The following is a 20,843-nucleotide window of genomic DNA, read 5'->3' as shown; positions in this document are numbered from 1 at the left end:
TCGCCCTCTCTTCCTTTCCGCAGTCGACAATAAGCCGTTAGCGGACTTCGCTGTATTGGGTGACGTCGGCGGTGACTCGTCCTCGGAGTTCGGTGGTGCGTTCGGTCATCTGATCCCATTGCTCTCGGACTTGGCCAGAGGTGATTTGGTTGAGGGGAACTCCTTGTTGTTGGGCCAGGGCGGCGGCGACTCCTAAGCCTTGACCGTGATAGACGTTTTTGGTGTTGATGCGTCCCACGGAAACGGCAATCCCTTCGTAGCCGCTAGACCGTCCGGCGATCGCTAAGTTCTCAATTGACCGGGATAATCCATGTTCAATGCCAAAATTGTATTGCGGTAGGGGGGGCACTCGCATTGATAAGCCATCGACGCCACCGCGAAAGTCGAAGTCGTAGGAGAAGGTGGCGATGGAGTCTTCGACGCGGGTTCCTCCCACCATGATTTCTCGGCCAGACAGGGGGGCGACGACATCTCGGACGCTGACACTATGGCGAACATAGATTTCTGGGGGGAGAATCACCTCCACCTCGGGATTCCCGGAATATTCCCGTAACCAAGCTTCCACTTCTCGGAGTTCTTCGATCATTTCTGCACTCGGCTGAAAGTTATTGGCTTCCATCTCGCGAATGGTATCGACATCGTATTTAAAGAGAAAGCCATTCCAGGAGAGCGATCGCTCGTCGAGTTCGCAGACGTTGGCTTTGTCCCAGAAAAAGCCTTGCAGGGAGAAGGGTTGATCGCGATCGATGTGATAGGCGGCTCCGATGGCAATGCTGCGGAAGTAATAGCCGTCTCGATAGGATTGATAGAGGGGGAAGCCAAAGCCGGACATCCAGAATTGAGATCCGGCGGCGTCATTACGGCTGTAGATACTCTCTTCAATTTGAGCCACCCAGTTGGGGTCATCATGGAACAGGGCCTCGATTTGCCGCAATTCTTCAATGGTTAACCCCTCGACAATCGGCACAATGGAGGTTCCCAGGGTAGATTGGGCTAATTCCTCGCCTTGGGATTCGTAACCGCGATAGTAGGGCTGTCCGGCGGCGATCGCCAACTCGGCCTGTTGCGTGGTATCAATAAATGAATTGGCTTCGAGGCGTTTGTTGTGACCGATTACATCAGCATATTCAATCCGTCCATTCTCCACTACAGGTTCTAAACGGGCATTGGAGAGCAACGACACGCCAGCATTCTCCAGCATCCGCCGCATTCCCTCATCGGCCCGCATGGGATGCACACAAGATTCCCCCACATTGGCTTCGTCGAGAAAGTCTAGGAAACAGTCGCTAAAGGGTTGAGCATACCAGCGGGGGGTTTTATCAAAATCCAGATAGGCTAAGCCTCCCCGTGTCAGCAATCCCCCCACCATCGCCCCGGCCTCCTCGGGACGTACCAACGCGACTCTGGCCCCCTCTCCCAAGGTGCGTTTGGCCCAAATGGCGGCACAAATTCCGGGAAGTTCATCGCCATAGACAATGACATCGTAGCGGTGAACCTCGGGGGGATCTGGGGTGGCGGTGACCTCCGAGGGGGATGGGTCTTGCTCGTCCCCAACTCCAATGTCGGGGTTGCCCAAGCCGAGACCGCCACAACCACTTAAACAGAGGGCGATCGCACTAAGCCAAAGGGTCCAGGAAGAGTGAGCCATAGTTCAGTTGTTGTTGGAGTTATTTTAGGGCCGGCGATAAAACGGGGTCTTAACGACGTCTGCCTCATAGAGTTTGCCACGGATTTGCACCTGTAGGGCTTGACCGGGACTGGATAACTCTGGGGGAACATACCCTAAGGCGATGTTGTGGCCGAGGCTGGGGGAGGGCCCCCCTGAGGTGACTCGGCCGATTGGGGTTCCCTCGTGGAATAGGGAATAGTCATGACGGGCAATCTGGCGGCTGCGCATCTGCACCCCCACCAGTCGCTGGGAAACTCCCTGGCTGGCTTGCTGTTCTAACCGCTCTCGACCGATAAAATCTCCTTTACGGTCAAGGTGAACCAACCAATCTAATCCCGCTTCGAGGGGGGTCGTTTCGGCGGTCATGTCTTGTCCATACAGGGGGAGGGCGGCTTCGAGGCGTAGGGTATCTCGGGCCCCCAATCCACAGGGGACGACTCCCTCGCTGATTAGGCTGTCCCAAAGATGTTGACCCGCTTCTGAGGCCAGCATGATTTCAAAGCCGTCTTCGCCGGTGTAGCCGGTACGGGCGATGAAGGCCGGATGGCCGAAGACTTGCACCTGACGATGGCTGAAAAAGGAGAGTTGAGCCAGGTCGGTGTTGACGAGGGGCTGTAGGACAGGTTGGGCCTGGGGACCTTGTAAGGCCAGCAACACGTGCTCGTCCTGGTCATCAACCCAGCTCGTGGTTTGGGGTAAATGGGCCTGAAGCCACTCGCGATCGGCATCCTTTGTGGCGGCGTTGACAATCAACACCACTTGCTCCCCCTCCTGGCGGTAGATAATCAGGTCATCTAGAATCCCCCCCTCTGGGTTTAAAAGCACTGTATAACGGGCTTTGCCGGGCTTGAGACGGCTCAAATCTGAGGGAACTAGGGTTTGAAGTGTTTTTAGGGGATTGCCCCCTTGTAGGACGAATTTACCCATGTGGGAGATATCAAATAGCCCCACCTGTTGCCGCACGGCCTGATGTTCTTGGCGGATTCCTTGAAACTGAAGGGGCATTTCCCAGCCGGAAAAGGGGGTTAATTTGGCCCCGAGATCTAAGTAACGGGAAAACAAGGGAGAACGACGGAGGCCGGGTTGAGAAGAAGGAACAGTCACAGGTCAAGTTCAAAATTTGTCACACAATGGGCGATCGCAGTCCATCGGTTTCTAAGATACGATACAACGAGGGAGCCGCAATGGTAAGATGTACCAGTAAGTATTTATGACTATGACGACGACTGCGACTGTTGCCGAGTCTTCACGAGGCGAAACGGTGGTACAGGGTGCAAAGCTTGTTGGGAATCCCCTCAGTATTGCCCCCATGATGGATCGGACGGATCGCCACTTTCGCTTTTTCCTTCGGCAAATCGCACGCCGCCCCTTGCTTTATACAGAAATGTTGACAACAGGGGCAATTTTGCATGGAAAACGGGCCAAACTCTTGGGCTTTTCTCCAGAAGAAAAACCCCTGGCCCTGCAAGTTGGGGGAGATGATCCTCGGGAATTGGCTGAATGTGCCCGCATCGCTCAGGATTTGGGCTATGACGAGGTCAACTTGAATGTAGGCTGTCCGAGCGATCGCGTCCAGAATGGCAATTTTGGGGCCTGTTTGATGCAAGAGCCTCAACGCGTCGCCGAGGCCATCACGGCCATGACGCAAGCGGTGAAAATTCCGGTGACGGTGAAGCATCGCATCGGAGTCGATGAGTGCGATCGCTATGAGGATATGGCGGAGTTTGTGCGCATTGTCTCGGAGGCCGGATGTCAGCGGTTTACGGTTCATGCTCGCAAAGCTTGGCTGAAGGGACTCAGTCCCAAGGAAAATCGCACAGTTCCCCCGTTGCGTTATGAGGATGTCTACCGTCTCAAACGGGACTTTCCCCACCTGTTTATTGAAATTAATGGCGGCTTCAAAGAGTTAACCCAGATTCGCGAGCAATATCAGTATGTGGACGCGGTGATGGTGGGCCGGGCCGCCTATGATAATCCCTTTTTACTGGCGACGGTGGATCGGGATATGTATGGGGAGGACTATCCTCTTCCCACCCGCTCCCAGGTGGTAGAGGGAATGCTCGGCTATTGCGATCGCTGGGTGGCCCATGGCTATAAACTCCACAGTATTTCCCGTCATATGTTGCAACTGTTTACGGGCCAGCCGGGAACGAAAGCTTGGAAACGCTATCTCAGCGATCATGCTCATATTCCCGGTGCTGGGGCCGAAGTCTTAACTGCCGCCCTGGCCCAGGTTCCTAACCCGGATTTATGCCCCGACTAGGTGGCTAAACTTAGGCAGCTTGGAGGACTTTCAGGGATTCGTTGATATGTCCCTGGAAGTTCAGTTGGGAGTTGAAAATATGACGGACAATGCCCTCTTTGTCGATGACATAGGTGACACGACCGGGGAGAATAAATAATACGGTGTCGGGAACTCCGTAGAGTTTACGCACCTGGTTTCCCTGATCACTCAGGAGGGTAAAGGGGAGGTTGTGTTTTTGGGCGAATTGCTTATGGGAGGAGACGGAATCGCCACTAATGCCAATCACTTCGGCTCCCGCATCGCTGAAGGTGGTATAACTGTCTCGGAAGGCACAGGATTCGGCGGTACAGCCGGGGGTGTTGTCTTTGGGGTAGAAATACAGCACTACGGCTTTTTCCCCCTTAAAGTCGCTGAGGCTCACGGATTCGCCGTTTTGGTTCTTGAGGCTGAAGTTGGGGGCGCGATCGCCGACGTTGATAGATGTCATCGCTTACTCCATAAATCGTTGCATTAGTTTCACAGTAACAGTTTGCCTACAACATCGGTTTCACCCACTGCCGTTTCAGGGCGAAATCTAAGCCAATTCCAGCTATCCCAAACAGGCCCAAACTCTCAAACAGGGATAACAGGGCGATCGCCGTGATGCCCTCGGGAATCTCTAATCCTTCTAGTTGGGCCAAGCCACGCACTAAGCCAAAGGCCCCAATCACCCCAGATTTAAGATGGGGGTTAGAATCTCCGCGCACGGCATAGCGATAGGTAACGCCAAACAAAAAGCCACTCAGGGCCACAATCCCCAGACGCAATCCCAGTTCCCCGGCCCGAGAACTGAGATAGATAGCCGCCGCACTGTCCACCAACACCGCCATGATGGCACTGAAGACTCCGGCTTTCAGGGATTCAAGACGCTCCAAGTCAGTCATAGACTTATGAACAGTAATATCGTCAACACTCAACAGTAGCAAAACTCTTGAGTGTCTTGTTTTCGGCTCGTTGTATCCGCTCTCATCTGGTTACAATAATCGCTACAACGCTATGAATTAGGCTCGCTTACCCCTTGGATTAAAAATGTTAATATAAAGGAAAGCCATCCGTAAAAATACGGATTCTTGAGTGATAATAGATCACAGAGTAGAGATTCAAGAGACCCGATCCAGCACATCCACCTAAGTGTTTTCCCGTACATGTCAACGATTTATCTGGACTATCCCCTTGACTTTTATGATAGTGTTCGTTATCTTGGCGAGGAGAATGTCCGTGATAACACTTAGAACATCACGATGACTCACACAAATTCTTGATTCCCGGTCGAGTAGCGATGGACTGAACCGGTCTTGGAATTTCCGGCATTAGACGAAACTAGGAACCTTCAGGAGGCACCCATGAAAGATTCAAAGCTTAAAACTTCTCCCTATCCAGGCTGGCTTTCCCTATGTTGTATTAGCCTGCTGCTCAGTGGCGTCATTGCCCTGCCCATTCTAGATGACCTCGCGGAGTCTTATCAGTCTAGCTGGGCGGCTGGGATGAACACGAGAAACTAATCGCCCAAGTGTGTCGGGTTGAACTTGAGGTTCTGTCGGATGCAGAACCTCGTTTTTGCGTGCCCGAAACTCATCATGAGACCGAGAGGACTTACTCTTCGTCGTCGTCCTCGTCGTCTTTGGTCGGATAAACAAAGCCACGAGAGCGGCCCGTCAAAACGGACTTACCCAAGGAAAGGGCTTTTTCGGCTTCGAGGGCGGCTTTGCGCTTCCAAACGGCATGACGCTGATTGCGCTTGGCTTTGGAAGTTTTCTTCTTAGGGACTGCCATAACGGTAACTGTCTTCTGTTTAAACGGTTGCCAAACCTTTCTATCTTAAAGCATAATGACGACTTTGATGCACCTGTTTCCGATTGTGTCGATATCCCATTTGTTGTGGCTAACTTTTTTGACCCTCAGGCCCATGCTCAGCCCCATGGAGAAGCGGCTCTATTCCTGGATAGGGTGCTCTTTGCCTATCCCGATGTTCCCTGTGTTTTAAATGAGATTACCCTGAGGATTCAGCCCGGGGAGCGGCTGGGGGTGATTGGCCCCAACGGGGCGGGAAAAACGACCTTATTTTTAACGATCTGTGGAGTGCTGCGTCCGAGTTCGGGAGTGGTGCGCTTGTTTGGCAAACCGGTGGTTCCTGGGGAGTTCCGGCCCGATGTGGGCTTAGTGTTTCAAAATCCCAATGATCAACTGTTTTCCCCCTCGGTGTGGGATGATGTCGCCTTCGGGGTGGAAAATCTCGGCTATAGCGAGGCGGAGGTGACGGAGCGAGTGCATCAGACCTTGGATCAACTGGGGATTCTGGAGTATCGCGATCGCCCGCCCCATCATTTGTCTGGGGGGCAAAAGCGTATGGTGGCGATTGCGGGGGTGTTGGCCATGCAGCCGCAACTGATTCTTTATGATGAACCCAGTGCCAATCTGGATTTGCGATCGCGCCGTCGTCTGATTGAGTTTTTACACCAATCCTCGCAAACCCTACTGATTGCCAGCCATGATTTAGAGTTAATCCTGGAGTTGTGCGATCGCGTTCTGCTACTCGATGAAGGGGCCATCATCGCCGATGGTTCCCCAGTCGAGATTATGGGCGATCGCCCCCTCATGGAGGCCCATGGCTTAGAGAAACCCTCAGCACTCTCGGCCCATCCTCCTCGGTAACTGAGGCTGACAGTCGGCAATGCGATCGTAAATCTCCCCTAACGCCTCTCCTGGGCGAGCGGGGGATAACCAATAACCCTGAATTTCATCACAATCCAACTCAGATAACACCTGCATTTGTTCTACGGTTTCGACCCCCTCGGCCACAATCTTCATCCCCAGTCCCCGGCCCAGGGCCACAATTACCGAAGCAATGGCGCGATCGCTCGGCTGAGTCGTAATATCCTGGACAAAGGAGCGATCGATCTTCAGGGCATTGAGAGGAAAATTCTTGAGATAGGCCAAGGACGAGTAACCCATACCAAAATCATCCAGGGCAATCCTCACCCCCATCTCTCGTAACTCCTGAAGAATCACCTGAGTCAGTTCCACATTTTGGATGGCGATGGTTTCAGTGATTTCGAGTTCCAAATACTCCGGCGAAACCTGAGTCGTCTCCAACACCCGTCGCACCGTTTGCACCAAATTGCTTTGTAAAAACTGACGAGCCGACAAATTCACCGCCACAGGAACCGCCGGAAACCCCTCCTGTCGCCAACGCTGAATCTGTTCACAAGCTCGATACAACACCCACTCCCCAATGGGCACAATTAAGCCGTTTTCCTCAGCCAGGGCAATAAACTCCTGAGGAGACACCTGGCCCAACCGGGGAGAGTTCCAACGAATTAAAGCCTCCATCCCCGCCAATTGTCCCGTTTTAATCGATAGCTTCGGCTGATACAACAGGACAAACTGTTGCTGTTCGACGGCTAGATGGAGTTCTCGCTCCAACAACAACAAATCATAAGCCGGATTCTCCAGGGTTCGTTGATAAAACTGAAACGTGCCTCGTCCTGTCTCTTTTGAGCGGTGCAAGGCAATATCGGCGTGTTTCATTAAACTGGCGGCATCATCTCCATCTTGGGGATAACTGGCAATGCCAATGCTACCGCTGACATAGCAGGAGTAGGGTTCAATATCAAAGGGTAAACTCAGAACCCCCACCAGCCGACGGGCTAAGCGTTCACAGGTGGGCCGATCTACAGAATGCCGCAACAGGAGGGTAAACTCATCCCCTCCCCAGCGGGAGAGACTGGCTTGCGGGGGCAGTTCCGCCAAGATACGGCGAGTCACCAGCTGCAACACCTCATCGCCAATATCATGGCCGAGGGTGTCGTTAATCTTCTTAAAGCAGTCAATATCGATAAAAAAGACCGCCAGGGACTGGTCCTGTTCTCGGGCTTCCCGTAAACAGTTGCTCAGTTGTTGGCGAAATAAAATGCGGTTGGGGAGTCCGGTGAGGTTGTCATAGAGAGCTTGATAGTCGGTCGCCCCAATGGTGCGGGCGTTCCACCAAATCACGGTTCCCAAGACGAAGACACTGGCAACGCTCAACAGGACTAACCCCACTTCCCCATCATAGAAGCCCGCCCGTTTGCCCCACAGGACTAACCCACAGCCGACGGTGGGTAAGATGAAGGTTAAGCCAATCAAGCGGCGAATGGTTGCTCCTCCAGCCAGTTCACTGACGGTGATTCCCATACCACCGCGATCGGGATAACGGCCGAGAATCCCCAAAGATAGGACAATAAAGGCCAATCCAGTATGTAAGGCCATCTCGGTAAACTGACCAATACCGTAAAAGGTGGTAATGCTGAAAACATAGCCCAGACACCCGAGAAAAGAGATCATCAAGGTGACAATGGCGAAAAATTGAGCCAGTCGGTAACGACGAAAGGCTTGATACCCCAGGCTGATTCCCAGGGCAGAAAAGGCAAGGGCAGTGTTGAGGGCCATGCGCCCGGGAACGTAGGTGGCAACGGGATCGGGATCATCGGGAAAAATTGCTTCGTCAATCCCTAAATTGATGTCGAAGACATACTGTGCCGTTGTCAGCAATCCTAGGGCCAAAACTGTCCAGGCCCCGGTCAGCTCCCAAAATTTTAGGCGGTGATGACTCGCCAAGAGCGCAGACCCGGTGATAACGAGTCCAATGGCTGTATTTACCTTCATGGTCACCCAGGAGGGGGCAACACTTTTAAGGAGGCCAATATCAAACAGCCAGCCCAGTAGAACCAACATCCCTAAGCTGATGACTCCATAGGCACATCCCCGTGACCAGCGCTTTAAGTTGGCGACATACTGGGTGTTTTTCGGTGTTTCAATCGCTAAGTCGATGTGAGACGGAAGCTGCGATGGTTGCAGGAAGGGATAGTTAAAAAAAGATACGAACACCGGAGAACCTTGATGAATGGCGTTTGTGCGGGAGTCTAACTGACAATCTATATCCCTTTTAACAGTCATACATCCGTTTTAACAGTCCTGATGGGTTGACCATTTTCAAGCCACGCAATCCAAGCTGACCCGGTGAAGCGGATCTGACTCAGCACCCTAAACAGGGTCAGAAGACGATACGGTTCTGACCGTCTATTTCGGCGGAACCGTCTTGAGCGCATCCTGGCAACTGACTCAATCAACGGCTCACGGCTGTTCTCTCAAATTTGTGTCGAGTTCTGTTGGATTATTTCGACAAGTTTTTTTGCGACAACCCATCATATCATAGTCCTTGCCAAGTGGGGCCAGGGGTTCTGTACATGATTACCTCGATGATGACCTCGGTTCAGTTCGGTCTCCAACGTCCCATTGGGAAGGGCGATTCTCAAATTCATGTTTAATCCCGACAAAAAAAGTCGGGATTGTTTGACGCCCCTTGATCCTCGTGTTACGATTTCGATTCAGGTTGAGTTAAGACAAGTAGAGACCCCCATGACCCAAGCTATCGATCGCCTCAAACAAGCCTCCAACGCTGCATTCACCGGACTCAAATGCAAAGAATGCGGCACCGAGTACGAGGCCACCGCCAAGCATGTCTGTGATGAGTGCTTTGGTCCGCTGGAAGTGAAATATGACTATGATGTTTTACGCCAGACGGTGAGCCGCGAAACCATCGAAGCCGGTCCTCACTCCATTTGGCGCTATAAGCCCTTCCTGCCGGTGGACACCGATACCCCCATTGATGTGGGAACGGGCATGACGCCTCTGGTGGAAGCCCATCGTTTGGCTCGTCGCTTGGGATTGAAAAAGCTTTATATTAAAAATGATGCGGTCAATATGCCGACCCTGAGCTTTAAAGATCGGGTGGTGTCCGTTGCCTTAACTCGCGCTCGTGAATTGGGCTTCTCTACGGTGTCTTGTGCCAGTACCGGGAACCTCGCTAACTCCACCGCTGCGATCGCCGCCCATGCGGGCCTCGACTGCTGCGTCTTTATCCCCGCTGACTTAGAAGCAGGCAAAATCCTAGGAACCCTCATCTACAACCCCACCCTAATGGCGGTGAAAGGCAACTACGACCAAGTGAATCGCCTCTGTTCGGAAGTAGCCAACACCCAAGGCTGGGGCTTTGTCAATATCAACCTGCGTCCCTACTATTCTGAAGGCTCCAAAACTCTCGGCTTTGAAGTTGCCGAACAACTCGGTTGGCAACTGCCGGATCATGTGGTGGCCCCTCTAGCCTCAGGGTCGTTGTTTACCAAGATTTATAAGGGCTTCCAAGAGTTCGTCGAAACCGGCCTAGTGGATGCCAAAGATGTGCGCTTCAGTGGGGCCCAAGCGGAAGGCTGTTCCCCCATCGCCACAGCTTATAAGGAAGGACGGGACTTCATCGCCCCCGTTAAACCCAACACCATCGCCAAATCCATCGCCATTGGCAACCCCGCTGATGGGATTTACGCCGTGGATGTTGCCAACAAAACCAATGGCACTATTGAATCGGTGACCGATGCTGAAATCATCGACGGGATGAAACTCCTAGCTGAAACTGAAGGCATCTTCACCGAAACCGCCGGTGGAACCACCATTGCAACGCTGAAAAAACTGGTGGAAGCAGGCAAGATTGACCCCGACGAGGTGACGGTGGCTTATATCACCGGTAATGGCTTGAAAACGCAAGAGGCGGTTCAAGGCTATATTGGCGAACCTCTAACGATTGAGCCTAAACTCGATGCCTTTGAGCGGGCCTTAGAACGCTCTCATACCCTCAACCGCCTGGAATGGCAGCAGGTCTTGGTCTAGGACGACCCCGCGACTAAGTTGATGAATTCTGTTGTACTGTTTGTTGAGTAGAGTTATGTCCGTAACAGTTCTGATTCCCACCCCCCTGCAAAAATTTACGGGCGATCGCCCCAAAATTGACTGTGAAGCGGGGAGTATTGCTGAGTTAATTGATGCCCTGGAGGGGTCTTGTCCAGGGATTAAGGCCCGTCTGTGTGATGAACAGGGCAAACCCCGCCGCTTCCTCAATTTCTATGTCAATAGTGAGGATATCCGCTTTCTGGAGAATACGGAAACTCCCCTCAATGATGGGGATGAGGTGAGTATTGTGCCGGCGGTGGCTGGGGGGTAGGGGGAAGAAAAGGCAGTAGGCAGTAGGCAGTAGGCAGTAGGGGAGAAGACGGCAAAAGGCAAAAGGCAAAAAGGGAGAAGACGGGAATGGGGAACTCTTCCCTTCTCTCCCTCCTCTCCCTCCTCTCCCTCCGTGTCCTCGGGCAGCCACAAGGGCGTGCTACGTGGTTCCCCTCCTAGGCAGGGATTGCCGTTTCCTGTAAGAGTTCGTCGTAGACTTGGCTGAGGTGTTCAGCCACCCCTTGCCAACTGAACTCGTCGAGAACCCGTTGGCGAGCTGCCTCACCTAACTGGTTGCGCCAGTCGGGGTTGGCGAGGATGCGATCGCAGGCGGCGGCGAAGGCCCCATCATCCTTGGCGGGGACGAGTAACCCCGTTTCTTCATGAATCATGGAGTATTGGAGACCCCCCACGGCACTGGCCACAAGAGGCGTTCCACAGGCCATAGCCTCGATCGCCACTAAGCCAAAGGGTTCATAGTGACTCGGAACCACACAGATATCGGCGGCCGCGTAGTAAGCACTCATCAAGTCATCGTCAATGCGGCCGGCAAACTCCACGAAGTGAGCAATTCCTAGCTCTTCAGTTAAGGCCATGAGGCGATCGCGCTCATCGCCGTCCTTGTGGCCCGCACGGGCACCGCCTCCAATGACCACTCGGAAATTGGAGTCATCCCGGAACTGCGATCGCCCAGCGGCCCGAATCAGGGTTTCAATCCCTTTGCGGAAATCAAAACGTCCCACATAAAACAGTCGTTTTTGCTCTGGGGCAATCCCCAATCGAGCGCGGGCCTCCTCCTTAGAAATGGAGCCAAAGCGCTCCACATCTGTACCACAGGGAATGATTTGCAGATTTCCCAAGGGCGTCACGCGCTGCATATCCTCCACTTCCTGGGGACTGGTAGCGATGACACAGTCAACAGTTTCAATGCAACGTTTTTCAGTGGCTAAGCGGGTTTGGGCAATGGCGGGAATATCCTGCACGGAGCGATATTTCACCGAACCCAAAGAATGATGGGTATGGAGCTGAACTAGGGACTGACGACTCCGTAGCTGCATCCCCACCCAAGCCGAGAGCCAGTAGTTGGTGTGAATCAGGCGGTATTCGCGACCGCAGTCCCGTTGATACTGCTGAACGGCCCTAACAAACTCGGGAAGATAGTCAAAAATCAGATCCCGATGAATAAAGGATTCGGGGCCAGCCGTCAGACGAATGGTGCGACAGTTGGCTGAATGCTCAATGACATCCGCTTGCTTGGGATTTGTTTTACGGGTAAACATATCCACCTGCCAGCCTAACTGGGCTAGGGCTTCCCCGACATGACGAACATAGACATTTTGTCCTCCAGCTTCTTCTTTCCCGATTTCGATCGCCGGATCGCCATGAACCGAGATTAAGGCAATAGACTGTACAGAAGCCATAGATTCGGATTCCTTGTAAAACGCGACAGCAACTCAACTCCAAATGGGGGGTCAGAAGACTGTTCAGGGAACAAGACTCTGAGTTGAAATTAGGCTGAGCTTAGCTCGCAATGGATCATAGACAATTAAGACTGGCTGCTAGACAATTGTTAATTGTCAATTGTCAGGGATGAACGTATTTTGAGGTAATAGTTCTAAGCATCCATATTGTCCTAATGTATATGTCCACCGCGATAAAAAACTAACATCAGAAGTAGAGCTTCGAGTTCAGAGAGGGAGGTGATGGAGCGATCGCCCCATCAGGTCCACCGATTCTAGCATTTTCAGTCCCTGTAAACTGTTTTCAGGGAACCACAGAAGAAAGTGGCACGGTTCCCCTAAGACTAGACTAAGGCCAGAACTCGGCCCGTCAAACTAAAGGGGCGAACTTCTGAGATTTCCACAGACACGATTTTCCCTTTTAATTCCTCTAAATTGCCTTCAAAGAAGGTCAAGCGGTTACCCCGAGTCCGTCCCATCACTTGAGTGGGATCTTTGGAATTTTGTTCTTCCACTAAGACCTCTTCAACGCGGTTGGCGTAGCGTTGAGAGCGTTCGGCAGCTTTTACACTCACCAAGTGATTGAGCCGTTGCAGGCGGTCTTGTTTCACCTCATCGCTGAGTTGATTTTCCCAGTCAGCGGCGGGGGTTCCGGGACGGGGGGAGTAGGCAGCGGTGTTGAGGATATCAAAACCAATATCGGCAGTTAAATCCAGGGTGTTTTGGAACTGTTCCTCGGTTTCTCCGGGGAAGCCGACAATAGCATCAGCACTAATAGCTGCATCGGGCATATAGTGGCGAATTTTGTCGATAATGCGGCGATACTTCTCATGGGTATAGCCCCGGGCCATGGCTTTAAGAATCTGGTTATCCCCCGATTGGAAGGGAATATGGAAATGTTCGCAGACTTTAGGAAGTTCCTGACAGGCGCGAATCAGCCGTTCAGTGAAGTAGCGGGGGTGACTGGTGGCGAAGCGGATGCGTTCGATACCGGGGACATCATGGACGAAGTAGAGTAAATCAGTGAGAGTATGCAGATGTCGTCCTTCGGGGGTACTACCGGGGAGATCTCGGCCATAGGCATCAATATTTTGCCCGAGGAGGGTGACCTCCTTGTAGCCTTGTCGTCCGAGTTCCTCCATTTCCGTGCGGATGGCCTCGGGGGTGCGGGACTGTTCCACGCCGCGCACATTGGGGACCACGCAATAGGTGCAGCGTTCATTGCAGCCATAAATCACATTCACCCAAGCACTCACGGCGCTATCCCGGCGGGGTTTGGTGATGTCCTCCATAATATGCACCGGTTCGGTGGCCACCACTTGGCTACCGGAAAAGACCTGTTCGAGGAGGTCTCCCAGGCGATTAGCGTGTTGCGGTCCCATTACCAAGTCCAGTTCAGGAACCCGTCGCATTAGGGCTTCTCCTTCCTGTTGGGCCACACAACCGGCTACAGCGAGGATGAGGTTGGGGTCGTTTTGTTTGCGTTTAGCCTGGCGGCCGAGGTAGGAATAGACCTTTTGTTCGGCGTTGTCGCGGATGGTGCAGGTGTTGTAGAGGACGAGGTCAGCCAGGTTTGGGTCTTCTGTGGCTTGGAAGTTGAGGGCTTCGAGAATCCCGGCCATCCGTTCCGAGTCGGCCTTGTTCATCTGACAGCCAAAGGTGGTGATGTGATAGCGGCGGGGGGATACGGTCATGGTGTCTCGTTCAGGTGTTAGGTATTCAGGGAATCCTTATTTTAGCGAGTTGGGGGGGCGATCGCCCTGGCAACTGGGAGAGCTTCCTGGGCTTGGACTGAGTATACCCGTAGTCTTACGCAAAGAATATCGATAGTTTTACGTAGTCAGGGAAGCTTTGCAAAAACTTTATTAAGTCTTTATAATAAATGTCCGGATTTTCTGGGATTTGCCAAAACTGTAGGTTATAACCGATGAAGGCGTGATCGAGCTTGCACGTGATCGCCACCGATATCAAGGTGTCATCCAGTCCTAAATAGTCCTAATAGAGAGATCCTCATTATCTGCATCTACTGAGGATTCGTCCGTCGTCTGGAACAGCCTCCCTGCGTAATCAGAGATTGTCTAGGCGTTTTTTATTGGCGGTACATTTAACCGTCCTCCTGGTAACTACGGGAGATTTGCCCCCATAGCCTGGGGATCTGTATTCGTGTAAACACCCAGAGTTTTTTTAGCCCTAATCATGACCCAGCATCACCAATCCAGCCACCTCCTTGTCCTCGATACCGCGATTGAGGCTCCAGAGCAGTTAATCCAGGGGGCGGTGAGTCAGACTCAGGTTTTGAGATTGACGGGGGAGGGTCATCCCCTGGCCCAAATCTCCGACTATCTTGAGCAGCATCAGACCATCGACCGGGTCCATTTGCTGGCTCACGGACAGCCGGGGGGGGTGCAGTTGGGTCAGACCTGGTTAACGGGGCAGAACTTGGCTAGGTGGACCCATCAGCTACGTCAATGGTCACGACTCCTCAGGCCTCAAGCTTCGGTGATTCTCTACGGCTGTCGCACCGCTGCCGGAACTCTGGGAGAGGAGTTTCTCAGCCATCTCCATCAACTGCTGGGGGTGACGGTGGCGGCGTCGACGCAAGTTGTGGGTCAAGGGAATTGGCAGTTTGACCGGATTCTTGGGCCTAAATCCAGCCAGAACTGTGCTAATGACGGGGGGATGGGTTCTGAGGGGGTGACTCTTCCCTTTCATGAGGAGACCCTAGCAAGTTATCCGGGACGTTTCGATCCTATCCCGATCCCGAACTTTTTGTATGCAACGGATGATCTTAACCCAGGGAACCTTTATATCATCAACCCCGAGACGGGTGAGCTTGAGAAATTTGAAAATGGTCAGACAAGCATTGAACTAGCTGCACGAACTTTTGCACTCTCCCGTGGAACGGATGGGGTTTTGTATTACACCGGAACGGAAAGTTTAGTTAACCGGATAAACGATCCGGATGATGCTGACAACACTATTGGTGAACCAAACTTGATTCCAGTTTACAGGTTTGACCCATCTAATCCTGGTGTCAGTAATTTGATTGGTCGATTCCAAATTAGTGAGGACCGGGCAAAAAATATAACCGGAACGCCTAGCATTGTAATGTTAGGTCAAGGGACAGACAATAAACTCTATGCCTTGACACCACAAAGTCGGTCAATCTATATGATTGATGTTACGGAATTTAATGATTCTGATGATATTATTACCCTCGGTGATGAAGACATTATAGATGTCACGTCATTATCGTTTGGAGATGATGATGATTCTATACCAAACAGCCTTATTCAAGGTGGTGGAGATGTAGCATTTGATCCGGATGATCCTAATGTTTTATTCTTTACATCAAAAGCAGGTTCTGGAACCAATGATTATAGAATTTTTCGCGTGAATCTCGAGGAAAATACTATTGAGCACTTTGCAAACTTAAAGACTCCAGGAGGGAACAATCCCAACGGACAGGCAGGTTCCCTAGCATTTGCAGCTAACGGAGATTTGTTCTTCAATGCAGATACAACCATGTATCGCTTGGAGTCCTCCACTTTTCGGGCTGCAATTAGTGATGGTGCGATCACATCTTTGAGTGCTGCATTCAGCTACAATTTTGGTTCCGTTGACGGCACGAACCTCTCTGACTTTGCCAGTCTTCCGGGTCCAACTGCTGTGCCAGATATTGTGGTCAATAAAGAAGCTGACCCCACAGAAGTGAATGGGGGTGATACCATCACCTACACCATCACAGTTACCAATAATGAAAGTATTGGTATCTCAAACATCCGCGTCTCTGACCCAATTCCTGACGGAATTGAAAACTTCACCTGGACTAGGAAAAAACGAACTATTGATAGTGACGATGAAACCGAATGGGACTATGTCAACATAGCGGGTGAAATTGACCAGAACCTCATCCCCTTGCTACCCGCTGGAAAAGAAGCTGTTTACAGGATTACGGCAGATGTGCAAGACCGTGAAGACCTAACAGGCGACCCGATTGTTAATCGAGTCACGGTCAATATTGCTGGATCTGGATTTGTCTTTGAGGTTGAGGGGGAACTCGTTTACGAAATTACAGAGGAAGCTGAGCCGGTTGAGATTGCCAATGAGCCTCCGGTGGCTGAAGACGGAGTTGTGACAGTTGACGGAATTACTCCCATTACGGGAATGATTGCGACAGATGAAGATGGAGACTCGATTAAAGAGTATGTCATCAATAAATCAGATCTTAGTGGGGGCATTTTAAAACTCAATGGGGTAGAACTAACTTTTACAGATGGCAAGGCTACCATTCCCGCAAACCAGATTGGTCAGCTAACCTTCGAGCCAGATGATGATTTTGAGGGGTCATCTTTCACATACACAGCGATTGATAGGTTTGGCGGAGAGTCTGGGCAAGCAACCATCACCTTAAATAACCCTCCCACAGCAGAAGATAAAACTGAAGAAGTTCCTCGCGGTGCCGATTTCGAGCTTCCTGAAAGTTTACTTCAAGGTAATGATACCGATGGTGAGGTCAAGAATTATCGAATCACCCAGCTTCCTCCGGCAAGTGCTGGAGTGTTATACCTCGGAGACCCAGAAGCGGGGGGACAGCCCATTAAGTTAGGGGAAAACAACACCCTCACACCCGAACAACGTAGTCAACTTTTCTTCCGAGCTGATCCTGACTTCACGGGGGAAGCAGATTTTAAGTTTGTCACTGTCGATAAGTGGCAAGCCACCTCAGACCCAGCAACCATTACCTTAACGTCAGGGAATGCTCCCCCGGAAACTAAAGATTCAGTTATCAGTTTTGCTACTGGGACAACCGAAGCGGTAGATTTGACAGGACTTGGTGGTACTGATATTGAGGATGATGATACAACTCTCAGGTTTAAAATCAAGAGCCTACCCGAGGGTGGGACGTTGTCATACACGAATAGTGCCGGAATTCCTACAACTATTAACACGGGTGATGATTTACCGGAATTAACTTCTGCTGAACTAGCAACCCTAAAATTCACCCCCGAGGATAATTTTACGGGACCTATAAGCTTCACCTATGCGGCAGTGGACTCTGACGGTGAAGAAGACCCAACCCCAGCGACAGTTTGGTTAAAAACTGAACCGGAAAACATTCCCCCAACAACGAATCCTGTCACTAATAACATTCCTCGTGGAACCGCTACTCGTTTAACTGGCTTGGGTGGGAACGACCCCGATGGTGAGGTGACGGAATTTCGAATTACCAAGTTTCCAGAGAACGGAACCTTATATGTTGGCGATCCGAATAGCGGTGGTACGCTGTTGAATGATGACAACAACGTAATTCCAGCTAACCAGATTAATAATATCTATTTCCAACCTGACGATAGCTTCACAGACGAATCTGTTACCTTCACATACAAAGCTGTCGATAATAATGTGGCCGTCGATGAGAGTCCAGCAACGGTCACCCTGAATCCGGTCAACAGCCTCCCAGATACGGATGATGTTAACCTGAACTCTCCGGAAGCTGGGGAAGTCAAACAACTGACCGGACTGGGGGGAAGTGACCCTGATGGTGAGGTTGCAAACTACCTCATTAACAGTGTGCCTAACAATGGAACCCTATTTCTAGGCAATCCTCGGGATGGGGGAACTCCCGTCCGAGCTGGGCAAATTTTAAGTCCGACTCAACTCGGACAGCTCTTTTTCCGAGCCGGTTCAGGGATTGGAGATGTCAGCTTTACCTATTCTGCCATTGATAATAATGGCGGAATCGACCCAACCCCCGGACGAGTTACCTTGCGAGGAAGCACTCCTCCCTCTCCGACCCCCATCTTCTTCCCATCGCCCACCCCCACCCCCTCACCTTCCCCCGAACCCGAACCCGAACCCGAACCCGAAGACAACCGCCGTCCCAGTCCCAGTCCTAGTCCTAGCCCAGAACCCGAACCCGAACCCGAACCTGACCCCGTTCCTCGCGTGTTCTGTCCGCCTAAACCCGAAAAACCCGAGATTCCCCAGTTAGCCGAGTTACCAGACATCCGCCGTCGGATGCCGGACTCCTTACCGGTGTTAGAAGTGGATGGGTTAGAACAACTCAATAGCCGCGAAACCTCCGAGGACAATGGCGGCCATACGGTAGTGGGCGGGCCCGAAGATAACGATATTCGCGGCAGTGCTGGCGATGACCAAATACGCGGTGGCGATGGCCATGATTTCATCGTCACCGGTGGCGGTCATAATGTCCTGGCCGGAAATGCTGGGGATGATACCCTCCTGGGTCATCTCGGCTCCGATACTATCTATGGTGGTCGTGATGATGACCTGATTCTCGGTCGTGGCGGCAATAACGTCATTTGGGGCGATCGCGGCAACGATACCATCTCCGGCGGCCCTGGCGACGACATCATCGGCGGTGGCCCGCAAAATCGTACCCCTGATTTTGAAGGCAGTGATGATCTGATTTATGGGGATGCAGGCAACGACACCATCTTTGGCAATTTAGGCCAAAACAGCCTCTCCGGTGGCGATGGGGATGACATCATCTTTGGTGGCCAAGGGGATGACCTGATTTATGGCGATGCCGGTAGCGACACCCTCAAAGGAGAGTCGGGCAACGATACCCTCGTCGGCAGTCCTGACACCGTTGAAGCCATCTCTGAGGAGGAAACACTCCCGGCCATCAACGATGTCATCGAAGACGTCGAGGAGATGGAACTGCCAGAACTCAGCTTCGAGGAGTTAGCTGGGTTAGAAGACTCCCGCGAACCGGAGGCGGACTCCCCAGAAGAACCGGAAGCGGAACTGGAAGACCCCGAACCGGAACCCGAACCGGCCCCCCAACCCGACCCTCAGCCCGATACTCAGCCCGACTCTACCCCGGATTCAGACCCCATTAGTGAGGGGGATCTCCTTTCGGGGAATCAGGGGAATGATGTCCTCTTTGGCGGAGCAGGCAATGACACCCTGTTTGGCGGCGATGATGATGACTGGCTCGATGGCGGGTCCGGCGATGATATGCTGTTCGGCGATCGCGGCAGTGACACCCTCTACGGCAATCAGGGCAACAATACTCTCGTGGGCGGGTCCCTCGACCCGGCCATGATTGATGAGGATGGCCCAGACCTCATTTATGGCGGGAATGGCAATGACCTCATCTTCGGTAACCGGGGGGATGACACCATCTTCACCGGCAACGGCAATAACCTGGCCTTCGGCGGACAGGATGACGACCTAATGTATGGCGGTCAGGGGTCCGATACCCTCAAAGGAGAGTTCGGCGATGATACCCTCCTGGGCAGTCCCCGCAGTCTCTCGGTGGAGAACTCTCAGGGGAATGTCCTCACGGGCAATCAGGGCAACGATCTCATCCTCGCCGGTCATGGAGGCGATAGTCTCTATGGGGGCGATGGCGATGACCTCATCTTTGGCGGCGATGGCGAGGACTTGATTTTCGGCGATCGCGGCAACGACACCATCCATGGCGGGGGCGGTAACGATACCCTCGTGGCGGCTAACGGCAACCCTCTCGTCAACGACAATGACGGCAATAACCTCATCTTCACCGGAGAGGGCAATAACCTGGTTCTCGGTGGGTCTGGGGATGACAGCCTCGTGGGAGAAGGAGGCAACGACACGATTCGCGGCGGCAGCGGCGATGACATCGTCTGGGGTGGGGGTGGCGATGACCTGCTCTTTGGCGGTCATGGCAACGATACCCTCTGTGGAGGCGGGGGCAACGATACCCTCGTGGCTGGGAATGGTAATCCCGCTGACCCGGCCCAGGGAGATAACCTCCTAATTGGAGCTGCCGGAAATAACCTCATGTTCGGGAATGGCGGTCAAGATACCTTCCAAGGCGGCCTCGGCAATGACACCATCTTTGGTGGCAGTGGTGATGTCATTGCCTTCGGGGAAGCCGGTCGGAATGTCATCTTCGGTCAACGGGGCAACGATACCCTGGCCGGCGGGAATGGGGACGCCCTCCTCCATGGTGGCCAGGGCAATGATGTCCTGTTCGGCAATGGCGGTAACAACACCCTCTACGGTGGTCAGGGAGATGACACCCTCTACAGTGGTCGGGGTAACTCCCTACTCTTCGGCGATGAAGGGGATGACCTCCTGTTTGGACAGCGGGGTAACGATACCCTCGTCGGCGGGGGCGGTCAAAATGGTTTCGCCATTACCAATGAGGCGGAAAATAACCTCATCCTGGACTTCGATATCGCTCAAGATGCCTTTGTCCTCTTTGATGGCATCACCCAAGACCAATTGACCTTTGGCACTCGGGATGGACAGACCCTACTCCAGCGAAATGGACAAACCATTGCCATTTTGGTGGATGTGGGAATTGAGCAAGTTAATGACATTACTTTCCGATAAGCTAGGGAGGGATGAGACCCGGTCTTGAGTCAAATCTTGGGATATG

The 20,843-nt window shown here is 52.5% G+C and carries 14 protein-coding genes; 6 read left to right on the top strand and 8 right to left on the bottom strand.

The genetic code is table 11. The features are described 5' to 3' along the window. Positions 1–37: 37 nt before the first annotated feature. Both L855_RS04500 and gcvT read right to left on the bottom strand, forming a co-directional pair. On the bottom strand, positions 38–1,648 hold the full coding sequence (locus tag L855_RS04500; RefSeq protein WP_159784704.1) for an FAD-dependent oxidoreductase: 1,611 nt from the start codon (positions 1,646–1,648) through the stop codon (positions 38–40). A 24-nt stretch (positions 1,649–1,672) separates the two neighbouring features. Continuing rightward, the gene (gene gcvT / locus L855_RS04495) at positions 1,673–2,773 is read right to left on the bottom strand and encodes a glycine cleavage system aminomethyltransferase GcvT (protein WP_159784701.1); all 1,101 of its coding nucleotides are present in this window, start codon (positions 2,771–2,773) and stop codon (positions 1,673–1,675) included. Between the two features lie 205 nt (positions 2,774–2,978). Between gcvT and dusA the strand changes: the two genes are divergently transcribed. Beyond that, positions 2,979–3,932 (top strand): tRNA dihydrouridine(20/20a) synthase DusA, encoded by a 954-nt coding sequence (gene dusA / locus L855_RS04490; protein WP_246199426.1) that lies wholly within the window; start codon positions 2,979–2,981, stop codon positions 3,930–3,932. Between the two features lie 10 nt (positions 3,933–3,942). Here dusA and L855_RS04485 read toward each other — a convergent pair whose 3' ends face one another. Beyond that, entirely contained in the window at positions 3,943–4,401 is a 459-nt protein-coding gene (locus L855_RS04485) for a peroxiredoxin (protein ID WP_159784695.1), read from the bottom strand. Positions 4,402–4,447: 46 nt separating this feature from the next. Continuing rightward, the gene (locus L855_RS04480) at positions 4,448–4,837 is read right to left on the bottom strand and encodes a hypothetical protein (RefSeq protein WP_159784692.1); all 390 of its coding nucleotides are present in this window, start codon (positions 4,835–4,837) and stop codon (positions 4,448–4,450) included. Positions 4,838–5,296: 459 nt separating this feature from the next. On the opposite strand from L855_RS04480, the gene L855_RS04475 reads away from it, so the two are divergent. Further along, a complete protein-coding gene (locus tag L855_RS04475) occupies positions 5,297–5,455 on the top strand; it encodes a hypothetical protein (RefSeq protein ID WP_159784689.1) in 159 nt (52 codons plus the stop codon). A 91-nt stretch (positions 5,456–5,546) separates the two neighbouring features. Here the strand turns inward: L855_RS04475 and rpmF are convergent, their stop codons facing one another. Further along, positions 5,547–5,726: a 50S ribosomal protein L32 gene (gene rpmF / locus L855_RS04470; RefSeq protein WP_159784686.1), complete on the bottom strand. Its 180-nt coding sequence runs from the start codon at positions 5,724–5,726 to the stop codon at positions 5,547–5,549. 105 nt (positions 5,727–5,831) lie between these two features. Between rpmF and L855_RS04465 the strand changes: the two genes are divergently transcribed. Beyond that, positions 5,832–6,605 (top strand): energy-coupling factor ABC transporter ATP-binding protein, encoded by a 774-nt coding sequence (locus L855_RS04465; RefSeq protein WP_246198728.1) that lies wholly within the window; start codon positions 5,832–5,834, stop codon positions 6,603–6,605. Here L855_RS04465 and L855_RS04460 read toward each other — a convergent pair. Then, entirely contained in the window at positions 6,576–8,819 is a 2,244-nt protein-coding gene (locus tag L855_RS04460) for a putative bifunctional diguanylate cyclase/phosphodiesterase (RefSeq protein WP_159784680.1), read from the bottom strand. The two genes, L855_RS04465 and L855_RS04460, sit on opposite strands and share 30 nt — an antisense overlap. A gap of 531 nt (positions 8,820–9,350) precedes the next feature. Between L855_RS04460 and thrC the strand changes: the two genes are divergently transcribed. Further along, complete coding sequence (thrC, locus tag L855_RS04455) at positions 9,351–10,655, top strand: threonine synthase (RefSeq protein WP_159784677.1); 1,305 nt, start codon at positions 9,351–9,353, stop codon at positions 10,653–10,655. A 55-nt stretch (positions 10,656–10,710) separates the two neighbouring features. Then, positions 10,711–10,986 (top strand): MoaD/ThiS family protein, encoded by a 276-nt coding sequence (locus L855_RS04450; protein ID WP_159784674.1) that lies wholly within the window; start codon positions 10,711–10,713, stop codon positions 10,984–10,986. A gap of 175 nt (positions 10,987–11,161) precedes the next feature. On the opposite strand, the gene L855_RS04445 is transcribed toward L855_RS04450, so the two are convergent. Both L855_RS04445 and miaB read right to left on the bottom strand, forming a co-directional pair. Beyond that, positions 11,162–12,406: a glycosyltransferase gene (locus L855_RS04445; protein WP_159784671.1), complete on the bottom strand. Its 1,245-nt coding sequence runs from the start codon at positions 12,404–12,406 to the stop codon at positions 11,162–11,164. A 383-nt stretch (positions 12,407–12,789) separates the two neighbouring features. After that, on the bottom strand, positions 12,790–14,139 hold the full coding sequence (gene miaB / locus L855_RS04440) for a tRNA (N6-isopentenyl adenosine(37)-C2)-methylthiotransferase MiaB (protein ID WP_159784668.1): 1,350 nt from the start codon (positions 14,137–14,139) through the stop codon (positions 12,790–12,792). A 502-nt stretch (positions 14,140–14,641) separates the two neighbouring features. Between miaB and L855_RS04435 the strand changes: the two genes are divergently transcribed. Then, positions 14,642–20,797, top strand: coding sequence for a DUF4347 domain-containing protein (locus L855_RS04435; RefSeq protein WP_159784665.1), 6,156 nt, complete (start codon positions 14,642–14,644; stop codon positions 20,795–20,797). Positions 20,798–20,843: the final 46 nt, after the last annotated feature.

This window comes from Sodalinema gerasimenkoae IPPAS B-353 (assembly GCF_009846485.1).
Classification (GTDB): Bacteria; Cyanobacteriota; Cyanobacteriia; order Cyanobacteriales; family Geitlerinemataceae; genus Sodalinema; species Sodalinema gerasimenkoae.
The sequence above is the reverse complement of the archived record's forward strand: the minus strand, read 5'-3'. Positions and strand labels throughout refer to the sequence as shown.

Excerpts from the sequence above, each read along its gene's own strand:
- L855_RS04435 (WP_159784665.1), top strand. The coding sequence starts at position 14,642 with ATGACCCAGCATCACCAATCCAGCCACCTCCTTGTCCTCGATACCGCG.
- L855_RS04500 (WP_159784704.1), bottom strand. The coding sequence starts at position 1,648 with ATGGCTCACTCTTCCTGGACCCTTTGGCTTAGTGCGATCGCCCTCTGT.
- dusA (WP_246199426.1), top strand. The coding sequence starts at position 2,979 with ATGATGGATCGGACGGATCGCCACTTTCGCTTTTTCCTTCGGCAAATC.
- L855_RS04485 (WP_159784695.1), bottom strand. The coding sequence starts at position 4,401 with ATGACATCTATCAACGTCGGCGATCGCGCCCCCAACTTCAGCCTCAAG.
- thrC (WP_159784677.1), top strand. The coding sequence starts at position 9,351 with ATGACCCAAGCTATCGATCGCCTCAAACAAGCCTCCAACGCTGCATTC.
- L855_RS04450 (WP_159784674.1), top strand. The coding sequence starts at position 10,711 with ATGTCCGTAACAGTTCTGATTCCCACCCCCCTGCAAAAATTTACGGGC.
- L855_RS04475 (WP_159784689.1), top strand. The coding sequence starts at position 5,297 with ATGAAAGATTCAAAGCTTAAAACTTCTCCCTATCCAGGCTGGCTTTCC.
- L855_RS04480 (WP_159784692.1), bottom strand. The coding sequence starts at position 4,837 with ATGACTGACTTGGAGCGTCTTGAATCCCTGAAAGCCGGAGTCTTCAGT.
- rpmF (WP_159784686.1), bottom strand. The coding sequence starts at position 5,726 with ATGGCAGTCCCTAAGAAGAAAACTTCCAAAGCCAAGCGCAATCAGCGT.
- miaB (WP_159784668.1), bottom strand. The coding sequence starts at position 14,139 with ATGACCGTATCCCCCCGCCGCTATCACATCACCACCTTTGGCTGTCAG.
- L855_RS04445 (WP_159784671.1), bottom strand. The coding sequence starts at position 12,406 with ATGGCTTCTGTACAGTCTATTGCCTTAATCTCGGTTCATGGCGATCCG.